The 15,572-nt window shown below is 72.6% G+C and carries 18 protein-coding genes and 1 riboswitch; of the genes, 9 read left to right on the forward strand and 9 right to left on the reverse strand.

Annotation, left to right across the window (positions count from 1 at the left end):
• Positions 1-63: 63 nt before the first annotated feature.
• From AC0IY1_RS18815 to AC0IY1_RS18825, 3 genes are all read right to left on the reverse strand, one after another.
• Complete coding sequence (locus AC0IY1_RS18815; RefSeq protein ID WP_471771506.1) at positions 64-819, reverse strand: N-acetylmuramoyl-L-alanine amidase; 756 nt, start codon at positions 817-819, stop codon at positions 64-66.
• Complete coding sequence (locus AC0IY1_RS18820) at positions 816-1,541, reverse strand: TerB family tellurite resistance protein (protein ID WP_055956932.1); 726 nt, start codon at positions 1,539-1,541, stop codon at positions 816-818. Before AC0IY1_RS18820 ends, AC0IY1_RS18815 begins: the two co-directional genes overlap by 4 nt.
• A gap of 155 nt (positions 1,542-1,696) precedes the next feature.
• Positions 1,697-2,623: a collagen-like protein gene (locus AC0IY1_RS18825; RefSeq protein WP_471771508.1), complete on the reverse strand. Its 927-nt coding sequence runs from the start codon at positions 2,621-2,623 to the stop codon at positions 1,697-1,699.
• Between the two features lie 273 nt (positions 2,624-2,896).
• Here AC0IY1_RS18825 and AC0IY1_RS18830 point away from each other — a divergent pair, with 273 nt between their 5' ends.
• Positions 2,897-3,700: an ImuA family protein gene (locus AC0IY1_RS18830; RefSeq protein ID WP_471771510.1), complete on the forward strand. Its 804-nt coding sequence runs from the start codon at positions 2,897-2,899 to the stop codon at positions 3,698-3,700.
• Positions 3,597-5,237: a Y-family DNA polymerase gene (locus AC0IY1_RS18835; RefSeq protein ID WP_471771512.1), complete on the forward strand. Its 1,641-nt coding sequence runs from the start codon at positions 3,597-3,599 to the stop codon at positions 5,235-5,237. The genes AC0IY1_RS18830 and AC0IY1_RS18835 overlap by 104 nt, the downstream gene beginning before the upstream one ends.
• A 140-nt stretch (positions 5,238-5,377) precedes the next feature.
• Here the strand turns inward: AC0IY1_RS18835 and thiC are convergent, their stop codons facing one another.
• Positions 5,378-7,270 (reverse strand): phosphomethylpyrimidine synthase ThiC, encoded by a 1,893-nt coding sequence (gene thiC / locus AC0IY1_RS18840; RefSeq protein WP_471771514.1) that lies wholly within the window; start codon positions 7,268-7,270, stop codon positions 5,378-5,380.
• Positions 7,271-7,351: 81 nt separating this feature from the next.
• Positions 7,352-7,460: riboswitch (TPP riboswitch) on the reverse strand.
• 149 nt (positions 7,461-7,609) lie between these two features.
• On the opposite strand from thiC, the gene AC0IY1_RS18845 reads away from it, so the two are divergent.
• On the forward strand, positions 7,610-8,365 hold the full coding sequence (locus AC0IY1_RS18845; RefSeq protein WP_471771516.1) for a BA14K family protein: 756 nt from the start codon (positions 7,610-7,612) through the stop codon (positions 8,363-8,365).
• A gap of 99 nt (positions 8,366-8,464) precedes the next feature.
• Here the strand turns inward: AC0IY1_RS18845 and AC0IY1_RS18850 are convergent, their stop codons facing one another.
• The 3 genes from AC0IY1_RS18850 to AC0IY1_RS18860 all read right to left on the reverse strand — a co-directional run bounded on the left by AC0IY1_RS18850 (position 8,465) and on the right by AC0IY1_RS18860 (position 10,015).
• Positions 8,465-8,719, reverse strand: coding sequence for a hypothetical protein (locus tag AC0IY1_RS18850; RefSeq protein WP_055956943.1), 255 nt, complete (start codon positions 8,717-8,719; stop codon positions 8,465-8,467).
• Between the two features lie 125 nt (positions 8,720-8,844).
• On the reverse strand, positions 8,845-9,063 hold the full coding sequence (locus AC0IY1_RS18855; RefSeq protein ID WP_471771518.1) for a hypothetical protein: 219 nt from the start codon (positions 9,061-9,063) through the stop codon (positions 8,845-8,847).
• Between the two features lie 184 nt (positions 9,064-9,247).
• Positions 9,248-10,015: a zinc metalloprotease gene (locus tag AC0IY1_RS18860; protein WP_471771520.1), complete on the reverse strand. Its 768-nt coding sequence runs from the start codon at positions 10,013-10,015 to the stop codon at positions 9,248-9,250.
• A 349-nt stretch (positions 10,016-10,364) separates the two neighbouring features.
• Here AC0IY1_RS18860 and AC0IY1_RS18865 point away from each other — a divergent pair, with 349 nt between their 5' ends.
• The 3 genes from AC0IY1_RS18865 to AC0IY1_RS18875 all read left to right on the forward strand — a co-directional run bounded on the left by AC0IY1_RS18865 (position 10,365) and on the right by AC0IY1_RS18875 (position 12,922).
• Positions 10,365-11,210 carry an alpha/beta hydrolase gene (locus AC0IY1_RS18865; protein WP_471771522.1) on the forward strand — a complete coding sequence of 282 codons (846 nt, stop codon included), beginning with the start codon at positions 10,365-10,367 and terminating at the stop codon, positions 11,208-11,210.
• Between the two features lie 25 nt (positions 11,211-11,235).
• Entirely contained in the window at positions 11,236-11,610 is a 375-nt protein-coding gene (locus AC0IY1_RS18870; protein WP_471771524.1) for a restriction endonuclease, read from the forward strand.
• Positions 11,611-11,848: 238 nt separating this feature from the next.
• On the forward strand, positions 11,849-12,922 hold the full coding sequence (locus AC0IY1_RS18875; RefSeq protein WP_471771525.1) for an acyltransferase family protein: 1,074 nt from the start codon (positions 11,849-11,851) through the stop codon (positions 12,920-12,922).
• Positions 12,923-12,926: 4 nt separating this feature from the next.
• Here the strand turns inward: AC0IY1_RS18875 and AC0IY1_RS18880 are convergent, their stop codons facing one another.
• The gene (locus AC0IY1_RS18880) at positions 12,927-13,784 is read right to left on the reverse strand and encodes a glutamine amidotransferase-related protein (protein ID WP_471771527.1); all 858 of its coding nucleotides are present in this window, start codon (positions 13,782-13,784) and stop codon (positions 12,927-12,929) included.
• A gap of 144 nt (positions 13,785-13,928) precedes the next feature.
• Between AC0IY1_RS18880 and AC0IY1_RS18885 the strand changes: the two genes are divergently transcribed.
• Complete coding sequence (locus AC0IY1_RS18885) at positions 13,929-14,222, forward strand: hypothetical protein (RefSeq protein WP_471771529.1); 294 nt, start codon at positions 13,929-13,931, stop codon at positions 14,220-14,222.
• Between the two features lie 23 nt (positions 14,223-14,245).
• On the opposite strand, the gene AC0IY1_RS18890 is transcribed toward AC0IY1_RS18885, so the two are convergent.
• Positions 14,246-14,455, reverse strand: a complete 210-nt coding sequence (locus AC0IY1_RS18890) for a hypothetical protein (RefSeq protein WP_055956960.1) — start codon at positions 14,453-14,455, stop codon at positions 14,246-14,248.
• A gap of 180 nt (positions 14,456-14,635) precedes the next feature.
• On the opposite strand from AC0IY1_RS18890, the gene AC0IY1_RS18895 reads away from it, so the two are divergent.
• Positions 14,636-14,959 carry a hypothetical protein gene (locus AC0IY1_RS18895; RefSeq protein WP_055956962.1) on the forward strand — a complete coding sequence of 108 codons (324 nt, stop codon included), beginning with the start codon at positions 14,636-14,638 and terminating at the stop codon, positions 14,957-14,959.
• A gap of 60 nt (positions 14,960-15,019) precedes the next feature.
• Positions 15,020-15,469, forward strand: coding sequence for a GNAT family N-acetyltransferase (locus tag AC0IY1_RS18900; RefSeq protein WP_471771531.1), 450 nt, complete (start codon positions 15,020-15,022; stop codon positions 15,467-15,469).
• Positions 15,470-15,572 lie beyond the last annotated feature (103 nt).

The raw sequence follows: 15,572 nt of genomic DNA on the forward strand, positions 1-15,572 counted from the left end.
TTCGGAGGGTTGCACGGGCGCCTCCCTCCCCTTCTATGAGGGAGGGAGCCACTCCAGTGCGCGCTACCGCCCCGGCAGGGCCGCGATCAGGTCCCGCAGGGTGGTGATCGTCGAGGCGTCGGCGACGCCGTCGACGCGGGCCGGGCGGAAGTGGCGCTGGAACGCCGTCACCACCGCGCCCATGCGGGCATCGAAGCTGGCGCCCACCGGCAGGTCGTAGCCGTAGAGGGCGAACATCGCCTGCAGGGCCTCGATCGGCGGTCCGGCATCGCCCTGCGCGAAGAAGCGGCCGTCGCGGATCGGGGCCGGCGGCACCCAGTGGCCGATGCCGGCGCGGGCGAGGGTCTCCCAGGGGAAGTGCTCGCCCGGATCCTCCTTGCGCTCGGGGGCGATGTCCGAATGGGCGAGGATCCTGTGCGGGGCGAGGCTCCAGCGCTTCGCGAGATCGCCGCACAGGGCGATCACGGCCTCGATCTGTGCCGGCGGATAGGCCGGCAGGCCGCCGGCATGGCCGCCATTGACGATCTCGATGCCGAGGGAGCGCGAGTTCACGTCGCTGATCCCGGCCCAGGTGCCCTGGCCCGCATGCCAGGCCCGGCGCCCCTCGGGCACCATCTGCACCACGCGGCCATCCTCCAGCACCACGTAATGGGCCGAGACCTCCGCCACGGGGTTGGCGAGGCGTTGCAGGGCGGCGGCCGCGCTCTCCATCCCGGTGTAGTGCAGGATGAGGAGGTCGACCGGACCGGACCGGCGCTCGCCGTGGTTCGGCGACGGGTGGACGCTGGTGGCGACGGGACTTTCGGGCGTCGGTTTCACGTGAGGCCCCGCTCGGTGCTGATCCGGTCATAGGCGGCGTTGATGGCCGCGAGCCGGCGGGTGGCGATGGCCACGGCCTCCGGCGGCAGGCCGCGCGCGATGGCCCGGTCGGGATGGTTCTCCCGCACCAGGGCGCGGTGGGCGGCCTTCAGCCCGGCATCGTCGACAGCGTGGTCGAGGCCGAGCACGAGATAGGGATCGTCGGAGAGCCGGACGTGGCGGGCGGCGATGCGGCGGAACGCGGCCTCGTCGTAGCCGAAGGTCTCCGCCACAGCGCGCAGGTAGCGCTCCTCCGCCTCGTGGATGGCGCCGTCCGCCTTGGCGATGTGGAACAGGCCGTCGAGCACGTCCTCCAGCAGGGCCGGCTCGTCGTGGAAGGTGGTGGCCAATTGCCGGGCATAGGCCTCGAAGCCGTTCGCCGTACCCTTGGCAAGGTCGAACAGGCGCTGCACGCCGGGCCGGGCGCGCTCGTCCACCTGCACCACCTTGGCGAAGGCCTCGACCTCGGCCGGCGTCACCACGCCGTCGGATTTGGCCATCTTGGCGGCCAGGGCCACGAGACCGGTGGTGAAGACCACGTCGCGCGGCGTGGTGCCGAACAGGGCGCCCTCGCGGTCGACCAGGAAGTGCCCCGCCACTCCGCCGATGAGGCCGCCGAGGGGGCCGCCGATGGCGAGGCCGAGGCCGGCCCCGCCGAGCTTGCCCCAGATGCCCACGCTCATCGGGCAACCCCGCGGGTGCAGGGAACGGGGCTGGAAGGGTCAGGAAGCATGGACGGTAGCGACACGTGGGATCGACTTCGGCGCGAAACGAAGCGCGTCCTTACACCGGACGCCTCCGTTTCGGCGAGGGGCGATCGCCCGGGTTGTCCGGCGCCTCAGCGCCGGGCGCAGAAGCCGACGAGCCCCTGGCTCTCGGTGGGGCAGGTCGCACTCAAGCTTCCGTCGGCTCCCGCCGTCACGATGGCGCTGCCCCCCTTCAGGCAGAGGGCCGAGGCCAGGATCTCGGTGCTCTCGCAGGTGATGCTGCAGCCGGAGGCCGGGCAGGTGTCCTGGCGCACCACCCGGAACGGCGATGCGGGTGCGGCGGCGGCCAGGGCGGCCTGACCGGCCTCGCCCTTCTGACCCGCCGGGCCGCGCTCGCCGGCCGCCCCCTTCGCGCCCGTCTCGCCCTTCGGTCCGGCATCCCCCTTCGGACCCGGCTCGCCCTTGAGACCCGTCTCGCCCTTGGGACCTGCCTCGCCCTTGGGACCTGCCTCGCCCTTGGGTCCGGCTTCCCCCTTGGGTCCGGTCTCGCCCCGGGGACCCGGCTCGCCCTTCGGTCCCTGGGGACCGGGCAGGCCGGCGACGCCCTGCGGGCCGGCGGGGCCGGTCTCGCCCCTGTCTCCCGCGTCTCCCTTCTGCCCCGTCTCGCCCTTCGGGCCGGGCTGGCCGGCAGGTCCGCAATTGGCGATGACCGCCTCGCGCTCGTCCTCGCCCGCCTTCAGGGTGGCGATGCAGTTGGTGGGCACGTAGGGCAGCCGGAAGACGAAGCGGCCCCGGCTGTCGGCGATGATCGAGATGTCCTCGTCGAGCACCACCACCGTGCCGGGCTTGCGCACGCTGCCGGAGATGCGGAGGTCGCCGTTCTCGAAGCGGGCATCGTAGACCTGGATCGGCTGCGACGCGACCTGGGGCCGGCGCACCTTGGACGCGGCCCGGGGCTCTTCGCCCCTGGGTTGGGCCGCCGTCTGCGCCGCGGCGGGGAGCCCTCCCGCGACGGTGATCAGGCCCGACAGGACCACGAGGGCACGAGCGAGACGCATGGAGTTCTCCCGGCTGATCCGCGTCTTGTGCGCGGCAGGTGAGGAGTGCTGCCCTGCCCTCGCCACAGGGTCAAGCGTGGCGCAAATGCCGGCCCGCGGGACGCCATCCACAGGCATCCACAGCCTTCCACAGGCCAAGTCCTTGAGCGGCGACGAAATTCCGAATCCCCCCGGAAACCGATTGAGTCTGTTCCTGTTTTGTTCTTAGCGTAGCGGGATGGAGCGGAGCCGATGAGACAGAGCCCTGAAGACCTTCCCGATGTGGAGACCGCGATGGCGTCGACGGACCACCCGGACGTGGGATCTCCGTCCCGGGACGCGGAGCCCGTGGATCTGGCCGCATTGCGCGACCTCGTGGCCGGGCACGGAGGGGGCTCGGTCCTCCGGGGTGCCCTGCCCTTCGGCATCCACGACGTCGATTCGCGCCTCGCGCAGGGTGGGCTCGCCCTCGGGCAGCTGCACGAGATCGCCCCCGACCAGGCGGGCGACGAGCCGGCGGCCCTCGGCTTTGCCCTGGCGCTGGTGGCGCGCCACCTCGCCCGCGTGCGGGGCGAGGCCCTGCTGGTGGTGGGCCAGGGCCACCCCCTCCCCTACGGCCACGGGCTCGCCGGCCTCGGCCTCGACCCGGGGCGGCTCCTGCTGTTCGAGGTCGCCAGCGACGGAGACGCCTACCGGGCCCTGGAGGAATCCCTACGCGCGCAGGGGCTGGCCGCCGTGGCGGGCCTCGTCGACGCCGCCCTGCCCCTGGCCCAGAGCCGGCGGCTCCACCTCGCGGCCGGGCGAACCGACCTGCTTCTCCTCGTCCTGCGGCCTCCCGAGGCGGAGAGCCCCAACGTGGCCGCGACCCGCTGGCGGATCGCCGCCGGCAAGGCCCTGCGCGACCGATTCGGCTGCATCGAGCGGCCGTGCTGGCAGGTGACCCTCGACCGAAGCCGCAACGGGCGGACCGGACATTGGCTTCTGGAGTGGGATCATGCCGCGCATCGTTTCGGTCTGGCTGGAGCATTGGCCGGTCACACGGTTGAGGCGGGCCCGGGCGCGGCCCTGTCCGACCGGCGCGTCCAGCGCTCGGGCTGACGGCGGCCGGGAAGACGGCACCCAGCAAGACCGCGCCCAGCAAGACCGCGCCCAGGACGACGGCGCTCACGGGGACGGCCCCCTGGTGGTGGCCGCGATGGAGGCCAACGGCCTGCGCTTGGTCGCGGTGGACGCCGCCGCCCGCGCCCTCGGCCTCGAGCCCGGCGAGACCCTCGCCCGGGCCCGGGCCCGGATCGGCACGCCCGTGGCCGTCCATCCCGCCGACCCGGAGGCCGATGAGGCCGCCCTGCATCGGCTCTGCCTCTGGGCCAAGCGCTACACCCCGGTCGTGGCGCCCTACGGTCCGGCAGAGGGCGCCGACGGCTTCTTCCTCGACATCGCGGGGGCGAGCCACCTCTTCGGAGGCGAGGCGCAGTTGCTGGCGGACCTCGCACGACGCCTGTGCGCGGGCGCGATTCCGGCCCGGATCGCCCTCGCGGACACGCCCGCCTGCGCCTTCGCCCTGGCGCGCCACGGCGGGGGTGGCCTCGTGGCGCCCGGATGCAACGGGGAGGCCCTGCAGGCCCTCCCGGTTTCCGCCCTGCGCCTCGATCCGGGCAAGGCGCAGGCCCTGGCCCGCCTCGGCCTGCGCCGGATCGGCGACCTCGCCGCCGCACCCCGGGCGCCCCTGGCCCGGCGCTTCGGCGAGACCCTGCTGCTGCGCCTCGACCAGGCCCTCGGCCGCCGGCCCGAGCCCCTCGTCTCGGCGGAGGACCCGCGCGACTTCGAGGCCCAGCGCGGCTTCCTCGAACCGATCGGGCAGCCGGAAACCATCGTCGCCACGGCCACGGGCCTGATGGAGCGGCTGGCGCCCCGGCTGGAGGCGGCCGGCCTCGGCGCCCGGGCGCTGCGGCTGTCCCTGACCCGCGTCGACGGGGTGGTGCGCACCCTCGACCTCGGGATGAGCCTGCCGAGCCGTTGCCCGGTCCAGCTCGCACGCCTGCTGACCCTGCGCCTCGATCGCCTCGGCCCGGCCCTCGATGCCGGCTTCGGCTTCGAGACCGTGGGCCTCGCCGTCACCGCCACGGGCACGATCGCGGCGCGTCAGGGCACGCTGGTGGAGACGCCCGCCGAGGGCGGAGGCGCCGAGCATCTGGGCGATGCCCTGCGCCAGCGCCTCGGCCGGCGGATGATGCGGCTCGGCTTCCGCGCGAGCCACCTGCCCGAGCGGGCCGACCTCGTGGAGCCCTGGCGGGCGGATCGCCCCACGCCGGCCGGCCGGTCCGATCCGGCGTCCCGGCCGCGCCTGCAGCCCCGGCCGCTGGTGCTGTTCAGCCGGGGCGAGGCCGCCGAGGACGTCATCGCCCTCGCCCCCGACGGGCCTCCGCACCGCTTCCGCTGGCGCCGGCGCCTGCACCGCGTCGCCCATGCGGACGGGCCCGAGCGCATCGCCGACGAGTGGTGGCGCGCGCCGGGTCCGCTCAGGGACTACTACGTGGTCGAGGACGAGGCCGGGCGCCGCCTCTGGGTCTATCGCGAGGGCTTCCCCACGATGGAGACGCCCGCGCGCTGGTTCGTGCACGGGCTGTTCGCGTGATGTGAGCGGGAGAGGCGCCCGGGAGAGGCCTCGGAAACTTCACGCGGACACGGCTCTGGAAATCCGCGCGCCGCGGGCAGTTCTTCGACGCGCCGCCTGTCCCGGGCCGGTCGGCTGAGACCGGCCCGGGACACGGTCCCCTACTCGGCCGCGTCGACGTAGAGCTTGCCACCCTCGGCCTGGAACTCGGCGGATTTCGCCGCCATGCCGGCCTCGCGCTCGGCCGCGCTCAAGGGCGCGGCCTCGCCCAGCACCTGGCCGGCCGCCTCCATCGCTAGCACCTCGGCGCGCAGGTCCTGCGTGATCTTCATCGAGCAGAACTTCGGGCCGCACATCGAGCAGAAATGCGCGACCTTGTGGGCGTCCTTCGGCAGGGTCTCGTCGTGGTAGGCGCGGGCCGTATCCGGGTCGAGGGAGAGGTTGAACTGATCCTCCCAGCGGAAGTCGAACCGGGCCCGCGACAGGGCATCGTCACGCAGCTGCGCCGCCGGGTGGCCCTTGGCGAGATCGGCGGCATGGGCCGCGATCTTGTAGGTGATCACGCCTTCCTTGACGTCGTCGCGGTTGGGCAGGCCGAGATGCTCCTTCGGGGTGACGTAGCAGAGCATGGCGCAGCCGAACCAGCCGATCATCGCGGCGCCGATGCCGGAGGTGATGTGGTCGTAGCCGGGGGCGATGTCGGTGGTCAGCGGGCCGAGGGTGTAGAACGGCGCCTCGCCGCACTCCACGAGCTGCTTTTCCATGTTCACCTTGATCTTGTGCATCGGCACGTGGCCGGGGCCCTCGATCATGGTCTGGCAGCCCTTGTCCCAGGCGATCTTGGTGAGCTCGCCCAGGGTCTCCAACTCGGCGAACTGCGCAGCGTCGTTGGCATCCGCGATGGAGCCGGGGCGCAGGCCGTCGCCCAGGGAGAACGACACGTCGTAGGCCCGCATGATGTCGCAGATCTCGTCGAAGCGCTCGTAGAGGAACGACTCACGGTGACCGGCGAGGCACCAGCGCGCCATGATCGAGCCGCCGCGGGAGACGATGCCGGTGACCCGGCGCGCGGTGAGCGGCACGTGGGCGAGGCGCACGCCCGCATGGATGGTGAAGTAGTCGATCCCCTGCTCCGCCTGCTCGATCAGGGTGTCCTTAAAGACCTCCCAGTCGAGCTTCAGCGGGTCGCCGCCGACCTTCTCCAGCGCCTGGTAGATCGGCACCGTGCCGATCGGAACGGGCGAGTTGCGCACGATCCACGAGCGGATGTTGTGGATGTTGCGGCCCGTCGAGAGGTCCATCACTGTGTCGGCGCCCCAGCGGGTCGCCCAGACCAGTTTCTCGACCTCCTCGGCGGCCGACGACGTCACGGCGGAATTGCCGATGTTGGCGTTGATCTTCACCAGGAAGTTGCGGCCGATCGCCATCGGCTCCACCTCGGGGTGGTTGATGTTGGCCGGGATGATGGCGCGGCCGCGGGCCACCTCGTCCCGGACGAATTCCGGCGTGATGAAGGCCGGCAGGGCGGCGCCGAAGCTGTTGCCGTCGGCCAGCGCCGCCTGCGCGCCCTCCAGCATCGTCTGGCGGGCGAGGTTCTCGCGGTTGGCGACGTAGATCATCTCCTCGGTGATGATCCCGGCGCGGGCGAACTCGTACTGCGTCACCATCTGGCCTGGGCCGGCCTTGCGGATCTCGCGGGTGGCCGGACAGGGGGCCACGAGCTTGTCCTCGGGCACGAACCCGTTGTCCTCGGGCTTGACCACGCGCGGGGTCACGGTGGCGTAGCCGCGCCGGGCGATCCAGGGCTCGCGCACCAGCGGCAGGCCGGCATGCAGGTCGATCTTGGCATCCGTCTCGGTGTAGGGGCCCGACGGATCGTAGACCCGCACCGGGGCCTCCTTCGGATCGCTGAGCGTGATCTCGCGGAACGGCACCCGGATGTCGTCGTGCCCGGCCACGGGAGCGTAGACCTTGCGCGAGCCCATGATCGGGCCGGTGGTCACCGCCTGGGGCTGACCCTGCGGAAGATCCTTCGGGAGAACGGGTGCATTCATCGGTTTCGCTCCTGGCGTGGGAGACGATCCGGACTCGCGTCGAGCGGTGTTGGATGGGACGACGCCTGGATCTTGCGCGCCGCTGCTACGAATTCCCGTCCCTCCGCCGGTACGAACCGGATCAGGTTCAAGGGTCAGGGCGACGCGCCCAATCTCAGCCCCCGCACTCGGAGCCCCCCTCGGAATGCTTCTAGATTCGAGGTCTGCGGCGGTTTTGTCAATCGCCGGCCCGATGAAGTGCGGCGGAATAGGGTGCGAACCGAACTTTATCGTCAGGCCCCGCGTTCGGTTACCAGAAGTTCGGTCCTCGGGATCGACATGCGAACGACAGGCTCTCCCATGAAGCGCATACTCCTGGCATCGGCCGCCCTGGTCGGGGCCCTCTCGATGATTCCCGCATCCGCGGACGCACGTCCGGGCGGTGGCGGCGGTGGCTTCCGTGGCGGTGGCGGCGGATTCCACGGCGGTGGACTTGGCGGCGGCGGCGGATTCCGCGGCGGCAACTTCGGTGGTGGCGGCTTCCGCGGTGGTCTCGCGCAGGGCGGCGGGTTCCGCGGCGGCAATGTCGGGGGCAACTTCGGCGGCGGCGGCTTCCGCGGCGGCCTCGCGCAGGGTGGCTTCAACCGCGGCGGGTTCAACCGCGGCGGGACCATCGGCGTCGGCGCGGGTGCCGTCGGCGCCGGAGCGGGCCTCGCGGCCGGCAACGGCTTCCGGGGTGATCGCGGCGGCTTCAACCGCGGTGGATACAACCGGGGCGGCGCCTATGCCGGGCGCGGCTACGGCTACCGCCGCGGCTACGGTGGCGTCGGGCTCGGCCTCGGCCTGGGTCTCGCCGGCGCCGGGATCGGCTACGGCCTCGGCAGCGCCTATGGCGGCTACTACGGCGACGATTACTATGCCGGCGGCTATGCGCCGGCCTATTACGGCGGCTCCGCGCCCTACGGTGGCGGCTATGCCGCGACGGGCTACGAGGCCGTCCCGGAGGTCGCGACCAGCGGCGAGGACGTCGCCTACTGTGTCCAGCGCTTCCGGTCCTATGACCGCCGCACCGGGACCTATCTCGGCAATGACGGTCAGCGTCACGCCTGCCCGTAACGGTTGACGCGTCGCAGCAGGATCGAAGGGCTCCGCCGCGAGGCGGGGCCCTTTCGCATTTCCGGTCCCAGGTTCGTGGACGCCGTGGGCAGTCCGGCCTCAGGAGCCCTGCAGGCTCTCGGCGAAATCGTCCGGCACCTCTCCGAAGCTGCCGAGGATGGACGCGCTCTCCAGTTCGCCCGTCTCGTCGTCGGCTACGACCTTGATCGCCGCCGTGCCGGGGAAACGGGCGGCCATCGCCTCGGCCTTCTTCAAGGCCCCGCTCTCCGTCACCGCCACCTCGCGGTCGCCCGGCGAGAGCCGCTTGCGCTTGAGCACGAAGGTCTGCACCAGGAACGTCGTCTTGAGGGCCATCGCAGGGTCTCTCCACCGGGCCGCGCCGGATCGCGTCGGATCCGGAGGCCGAGCGCACCTAGCACGAAAGCCCACTTCCTACGCGGCGCGAACGCCGCGGTCGGGCCGGGACCGGCCGCCTCCGCTCAGGCCGACCGGTTGCGAGGGGCCTCGCGCCGCTGGATCAGGCGCGCCCCGTCCCAGAGTTCGACCGAGCGGCCATCCAGGAAGGCCCGCGCCCGCTCCGGGGCCTCCGCCTCACGACAGCCCGCAAGGGACTCGGTGCGAAGGACGCGGCCGGCCTGGTCCAGCAGCCGCACGCGGGAGGCCGATGGCGCCCCCTGCCCCGACGCATCGTCCCGCATGACCCGCGCCCGCCTCGACGATCGTGACGAGCCGGGGCGCCGCCTCGCACGCGAGACGAACCACGCGGCACCTCCGCATGCGCCGCAACCGTCCGGCTCAGCGCGTTGACGGACACACCGCCGCGACACGTCCGCCGCCACGCCGTTAAATCTCCCGTGCGTCGTGCCCCTCTGACCGGTGGGATCACCACAGGCGCACCAACCGAAACCCCGCGATCACGTCTGCGAGATCGATGCCGCACACCGTCGTCACCAGCAGGCTCGCGCGGAACAGCGGCCGGGTGAAGGCCGCCGAGATCAGGAAGAGGCCCAGCAGCACCAGCCCCGAATGCCGGGCCATCTGGTCCGCGAAGGTCCAGGGCGCGGTTGGCGGCGAGGCCGGCGGGCCGGAGAGCCAGGGTCGGACGATGTCGTAGCCGTCGAGCCCCGGGATCGGCATCAGCCCGAGCACCAGGGCGGTGCCCTGGAACAGCACCGACACGGCGAGCACCGCACGCAGCGTCTCCGCGCCCGGGCTGGCCAGGGCGTAGAGCAGCGCGAGCACGACGAGGAAGAGGACGCTCATCGCCGGGCCGGCGGCGGCCACCGCCGATTGCCGTCCCCGGCTCAGCCCGGATTCCGGCGGACGACCGAGGCTGCCTGGCATTCCCACGCCGCCCGGAAATCCGACGCCACCCATGATGGTGAACAGCGCCGGCAGCAGCATGGTCGCCACGGGGTTGGGGGCCCGCAGGGGATCGAGGGTGAGCGCGCCGGTCCGGGGCAGGCCCCAGAGCAGCGCGGCCCGGGCATGGCCATACTCGTGCAGGCAGAGGCCCAGCACCCAGCCGGACATCAGGAAGACGAAGGCCGCACCCGAGCCCGCGAGCGCGCCGGCACCGATGCCGAAGCCGACCCCGCAGAAGATCAGCCCGACGAGGAGCGCGTTCGCGCTGAGGCGAGGAGCGCCCATGACCTCCGCGCGACCGGACGCGTCCCTCATGCCGCGGCGCGCCGGACCGGTGCGGGCGCGGCGGACCGGTGACGGGTCCTCAGGGGGCGGCTCGTGGGCAAGAGGAAGCTCTTGGGCAAGAGGAAGCTCGTGGGCAAGAAGCGTCTCGTGGGCAAGAGGAAGCTTCGGGGAAGAACGGGCGCAGGAGCATTCACGCGACGCAACATCGCTGGTGACACGCCAAAGTCCAGCCCTACCTCTCGGGGACGCCCCAGTGTCCCCTCCATCCCCAGGGTCCGGCGCGGTTCGGCGCCCCGCCGCGACGGTTCGGGGTCGTCGCTCGGTCGCGGCCTCACCCTTCATCGAGCGCATGCGTCTTCTCGCTTCCCTCGTGGCCACCGCCTTCCTCGGCCTCGCCGTCCTGGCCATGACGCTGCTGACCGTCTTCCAGCGGCACCTGATCTATCCCGGCGCCTTCCGCAGCCAGGCGCCCGCCCCCGCCCGGCCGGCGCCGACGGGCACGGAAGCCATCAGCCTGCCCACGGCCGACGGCGAGCGCCTGCTCGGGTTCTGGCGGGCGCCGGAGCCGGGCTGTCCCGTGGTGCTCAGCTTCCACGGCAACGGCTCGCGGCCGGAGCCCGCTGCGGCGCGCTTTGCCGGCGGGCCCTGGCGCATGGCGGGCTGGGGCGTCCTCGCCATCGCCTATCGCGGCTATCCCGGCTCGACCGGGAGTCCGAGCGAGGCGGGGCTGATCGCCGACGGACAGGCGGCCTATGCGTGGATCCAGGCGCGGGTCCCCGGAACTCCGGTGCTGCTGCACGGCCACTCGCTGGGGGCTGCGGTGGCGGTGGCCCTGGCCGAGACCCGGCCGCATCTCGGCCTCTATCTCGAGGCGCCCTTCGACTCCCTCTCCGCCATCGTCGCCGGGCGCTTCCCCTTCCTGCCGACCGGCCTGCTCCTTCGGGATACCTTCCGGTCCGACGCGCGCATCGCCGCCGAGGGCGGTCCCCTCGTCATCGTCCACGGCCGGGACGACCCGGTGGTGCCTCTCGCCCATGCCGAGCGGCTGGCGGCGCAGGCCGGTCCACGGGCGCGCCTGATGGTCATCCCCGGCGACCACGTCTCCATTCTCGGGACCCGGGACCGCGAGGCCGCGGCCCTGTTCCAACCGAACGACCCCGCCTGCCGGACGCTTGTTCCGGCAGCAGACCACTGACGCACGCATCCGACGGGAGACACCCTTGGGACGACGAGCCCGGCTCTGGCGCGACGACGACCCGGCGACGCATGGTCCGCAGGCCAAGCCTCCGGTGATCTGCCCGCTCTGCGAGCGGCCGATCCCGCCCCATGCCAAATCCAGCCTGCACCACCTGACCCCGAAGCTGAAGGGCGGGGCGCGCGCAGGCACGGTGCGCCTGCACCAGATCTGCCACTCGGCGATCCACGCCCGCTTCAGCGAAGCCGAGATCGCCCGCCGCCTCGCCGACGTGGAGGCCTTGCGGGCGGCGCCCGAGATGGCGGAGTTCCTGGCCTGGGTCCGCACCAAGCCGGACGATTTTCACGCCGCCACCCGCATGACCCGCGACCGCCGGGGCGCCAAGCGCGATCCGCACTGAGGCCTGCGGGGCGCAGCCGGCCCTGCGGCAGGCGCCCGCGCAGGGAAACGCGGCACCGCCCGGAGTGCGAGAAGCCGCGGCCCGGCCTTTACCTTCCGTTCGGCATGATCGGCCGGCGGCTCCCAGCGTATCGCCATCCTTAAGACCTGGCGCCCAAGGATCGCGGTCCTGTGGGCGGGGACGGATCATGGCGGCGGTCGGGGTGGGGCAAGGAACGGCGCAGGGAACGGGGTCGCGGATGGCGGGATCCCCGGAGGATTCCGCCCGGCTCGCCTGGGTGGATGTCGCCAAAGGCCTCTGCATCATCCTCGTGGTCATGATGCACTCGACCCTCGGCACCGGGATCGCGATGGAGGGCGAGGGCTTTCTCCACACCGTCGTGGCCTTCGCGCGCCCGTTCCGCATCCCGGACTTCTTCCTGCTGTCGGGCCTGTTCCTCGGCCGGGTCATCGACCGCGACTGGCGCCTGTTTCTCGACCGGCGCCTCGTGCACTTCGTTTATTTCTACGTCCTCTGGGTGCTGATCCAGTCGGCCTTCAAGTACGGCGCGATCACCGACGGAGCCGGGCCGGGCGCGTTCGTCGCCCATCTCGCCCTGGCGGTCGTCGAACCCTACTCGACCCTGTGGTTCATCTACCTGCTGGCGGTGTTCTCGGTGCTGACCAAGGCCCTGCGGTCGGTGCCGACGGCCTGGCTCCTCGGCGGTGCGGCGCTGCTTCAGGTCCTGCCGCTCCACACCGGGTTCGAGCTGATCGACGAGTTCTGCGACCGCTATGTCTGGTTCCTGGTGGGCTACCTCTTTGCCGCGCGCATCTTCACCTTCGCGGATCTCGTGCAGCGCCACGCCCGCGCCGCGATGCTCGGACTGGCGCTCTGGGCCGTAGTCAACGCCGCCCTGGTCTTCGTGCCCACGGGCTTCCGGGCCGTGCCGGCGCTGGCGAACCTCCCGGGGCTCGCCCTCATCCTCAGCGGTGCCGGCGCCCTCGCGATCGTCGCCGCCGGGGCCCTGATGTCCCGGGCCGGCGGGCCGGTGACGGCGGCGCTCAGGGCCTGCGGCCAGCGCTCGATCGTGATCTACCTCGCGTTCTTCCTGCCGATGGCCCTCACCCGCACGCTGATCGTGAAGTCGGGGGCGATCAGCGATATCGGCTGGGCCAGCCTCGTCGTCACGGTGGTGGCGATCCTGGTTCCGCTGGCCTTCGAGCGGATGATCCGTCACACGCGCCTGGCATTCCTGTTCGTGCGACCGCGCGCCTTTCACATCGTCGGCGCCCGCCCGCGGCCGGACGCTCCCGCCCTGCGCGCGGTCTGAACGCTCAGGCCGCGGCTTCGACCCGCGGGCGCACGAGGCGATCGAGGAAGTTCCCGATCTCCGCCCGCCGACGCGCCGGCTCCAGCAGCTCCGGGCCGAGCCGGTGACGGGCGATCAGGTCCCGTTGTCCTTCGGGATTCGCATGGATGCGGCAGAGGTCGGCCGCATAGGCCTCCACCGCCGCGCGGTCGGGCAGCGCGCCGGCCGCCACCACAGCGTCCGCGCTGAGGCGCAGCATCGCGGCCAGGGCGTCGAGGTCGAGTTCGGGGTGGTACTGCGTACCCCAGAACACGCCGGCCCCGTGTCGGATCTCGATCGCCTGGACCGACAGGACCTCGTTGCCCGCCAGCACGGTGGCGTGGGCCGGCGGCGTGATGACGGCGTCGAGATGCAGGGCGGGAGCATCGAAGCGCTCGCCCCGCCCGGCCAGGAGTGGGTGCGCCCGTCCGGCCTCGGTGCGCACGAGATCGCGCGAGAACCCGTATTCCGGCCCCTTGGGATTGCGGGCCGCATGGCCGCCCGCCACGACCGCGGCGACCTGGACGCCCCAGCACGAACCGAAGATCGGGAGCCCGGCGGCGAGGGCGTCGCGCACGAGGGCGATCTGGCGCCGCACGGCGTCGGCCTCGTCGCAGACGTGGAGGGTCGATCCGGTGAGGAAGAGGGCGTCGAAGCCGGCGAGCGTGGTCCCGGGGGATAGGGCCGCGTCGGCGTCGGCCGGGTTGATCAGGGTGCAGCCGACGCCCGGTGAGATCTGGCGCAGGACCTCCGCATAGGCCTCGGCCGAGGTCACGCCGGTGCCCGAAACGTGATCGGCCCGTCCGGACCGGTCGTTCCCATCGGCCACGAGGAGGTGCAGCATGGATCCGGTCCCACCCGGCCCGGGGGCCGGCCAAAGGGACGGGGAACGATCCCTTCCCGCCCTCGTTCCCGTCAGGCCGGACGCCGGATCGCCGCATGGCGCTCCGCGTCGATTCGCACCGAGCGCACACGATCGGAGGCTTCGATGGCCATGCGACGTCCCGAGACCGCCCCGCGCGTTCGTGCTCGCCCGCGCTGTGCGTCCCTGGTTCTCGCCCTCGCCGGGCTGGTGCCTAGCCTCGCTTCGGCGCCCGCCGCGGCCCAGTACATGGCCCTGACCGCCCCCGCGCCGAGACCGGCCGCGCCCGAGCCGCCGAAGCCGGTTCCGCCGCCGGCCCGCCCGGCGGAGCACGCCTTCAACAGATCATTGCCGAACCAGCGCACGGGGCATGGACGCGAGCGCGTGGTGCGCGACATCTGCATCGGCTGCGATCGCTGACCCCAGGTCGATCGGGATTTCGTTCAAGATTCCGCGCGCGCGCCCCGCGTGATCGCCTCCACCATGCCTTGCGACAGCCGCACGAACTGGCCGGTGCCGTGCCCGCGCGCGTCGAGGAGTTCGGCGAAGACCGGCTTGGCCGGCTCGTAGGCCAGGGCTTCCCGGGACCGCGGCCGGCGGCGCTTCTCCCGCAGGCGATCGGCAAGGGCGGCAGGAACGAACGGATCGCGCAAGTCCGGCAGGCTCCTCGTCACGGCTCGCGCGGGCTTGAGCCCGCCGAGCGAGGCCCGGGCTTAGGTCCACGGTGGTTGCCGGAAGCTTAAGGCCGGGCCGCCCGTCACGCCCGGAACCCACGATCACGGAACCGTATTCCCGCGGGCGGGGTTTGGTCTGCCGAACAGGGAGAATACTTGATGTCTGACAGCGTGTTGGCGACCGTGACCGTTCCGTCTCTCAGAGCCGCTCGCGTGGCGCGGGATCGCCTGTCGCGCGCCGGCTTTGCCCGAAACAGCATCGAGATCGACCGCCTGGACGACGACGCCTTCGCGGTGTCGATCGCGACCCGGCCGGAGAACCATGCCCGGGCCGAGCGCATCCTCAGCGGTTCGCCCCTGGGCAACGACCTGCGGGCCGCCGGACAGGCGGCGGCGAGCCGCTTCCAGGACAATCGTGGTCTCGCCCTCGGTCTCGCCGCCCTGGCAGGCTTCGCCCTGTTCGGCCTGATGCGCCGGGACTAAAAGGACCCGCAGGATCCTCGCTCCGCCGGCTCCGGCCGGGGGAGCCGACCGGAGTGAGGCGTGGCGAGCCGTTACGGGCTGGAGATCCGGGCGGCGACTGTCGGCGACGCGGCGGGCCTCGCCGAACTCCTGCGCGGGTCCGGCCACCCCGTCGCCGCCGAGACCCTGGCCGAACGGATCGAGGCCGTGCGGCACGGCGCGAGCGCGGCCCTCGTCGCGGTCGAGTGGGGGCCGCCGAGCGGCCTCGTCGTCCTGCACTGGTATGCGTCCCTCGCAGCCAATCTGCCGACGGCGCAGATCACCACGCTGCTGGTCGACCCCGACGCGCGACGGCGCGGCCTCGGTCGACTCCTCCTGAAGGCGGCCTCGCAGGCGGCGCGCTCGGCCGGGTGCGGCGAGATCGAGTTGGTGACCGGACTCCATCGGACGGACCTGCAGGCCTTCGGTGCCGCCACCGGATTTACCGATCGAGGCGCCGTGTCGGTCCGGCCCCTCCGCAAGAAGGGGTGAGCGGAGCCGGGCGGTCCCACCGGATCGCCGGGACCGGGCGGCGGCCGGCGGGGTTGCTTCCACGGGTCCCGCCACCGCGGCCACCCCCTGAACACCCGGTGCA

This window comes from Methylobacterium sp. AC690, assembly GCF_979256535.1.

Bases quoted from the DNA above. Each gene is read 5' to 3' on its own strand.
- AC0IY1_RS18880 (WP_471771527.1), bottom strand. From the start codon at position 13,784: ATGCTGCACCTCCTCGTGGCCGATGGGAACGACCGGTCCGGACGGGCC.
- AC0IY1_RS18860 (WP_471771520.1), bottom strand. From the start codon at position 10,015: ATGGGCGCTCCTCGCCTCAGCGCGAACGCGCTCCTCGTCGGGCTGATC.
- AC0IY1_RS18820 (WP_055956932.1), bottom strand. From the start codon at position 1,541: ATGAGCGTGGGCATCTGGGGCAAGCTCGGCGGGGCCGGCCTCGGCCTC.
- AC0IY1_RS18825 (WP_471771508.1), bottom strand. From the start codon at position 2,623: ATGCGTCTCGCTCGTGCCCTCGTGGTCCTGTCGGGCCTGATCACCGTC.
- thiC (WP_471771514.1), bottom strand. From the start codon at position 7,270: ATGAATGCACCCGTTCTCCCGAAGGATCTTCCGCAGGGTCAGCCCCAG.
- AC0IY1_RS18850 (WP_055956943.1), bottom strand. From the start codon at position 8,719: ATGGCCCTCAAGACGACGTTCCTGGTGCAGACCTTCGTGCTCAAGCGC.
- AC0IY1_RS18855 (WP_471771518.1), bottom strand. From the start codon at position 9,063: ATGCGGGACGATGCGTCGGGGCAGGGGGCGCCATCGGCCTCCCGCGTG.
- AC0IY1_RS18830 (WP_471771510.1), top strand. From the start codon at position 2,897: ATGGCGTCGACGGACCACCCGGACGTGGGATCTCCGTCCCGGGACGCG.
- AC0IY1_RS18895 (WP_055956962.1), top strand. From the start codon at position 14,636: ATGTCTGACAGCGTGTTGGCGACCGTGACCGTTCCGTCTCTCAGAGCC.
- AC0IY1_RS18845 (WP_471771516.1), top strand. From the start codon at position 7,610: ATGAAGCGCATACTCCTGGCATCGGCCGCCCTGGTCGGGGCCCTCTCG.
- AC0IY1_RS18875 (WP_471771525.1), top strand. From the start codon at position 11,849: ATGGCGGGATCCCCGGAGGATTCCGCCCGGCTCGCCTGGGTGGATGTC.
- AC0IY1_RS18865 (WP_471771522.1), top strand. From the start codon at position 10,365: ATGCGTCTTCTCGCTTCCCTCGTGGCCACCGCCTTCCTCGGCCTCGCC.
- AC0IY1_RS18835 (WP_471771512.1), top strand. From the start codon at position 3,597: ATGCCGCGCATCGTTTCGGTCTGGCTGGAGCATTGGCCGGTCACACGG.
- AC0IY1_RS18885 (WP_471771529.1), top strand. From the start codon at position 13,929: ATGGCCATGCGACGTCCCGAGACCGCCCCGCGCGTTCGTGCTCGCCCG.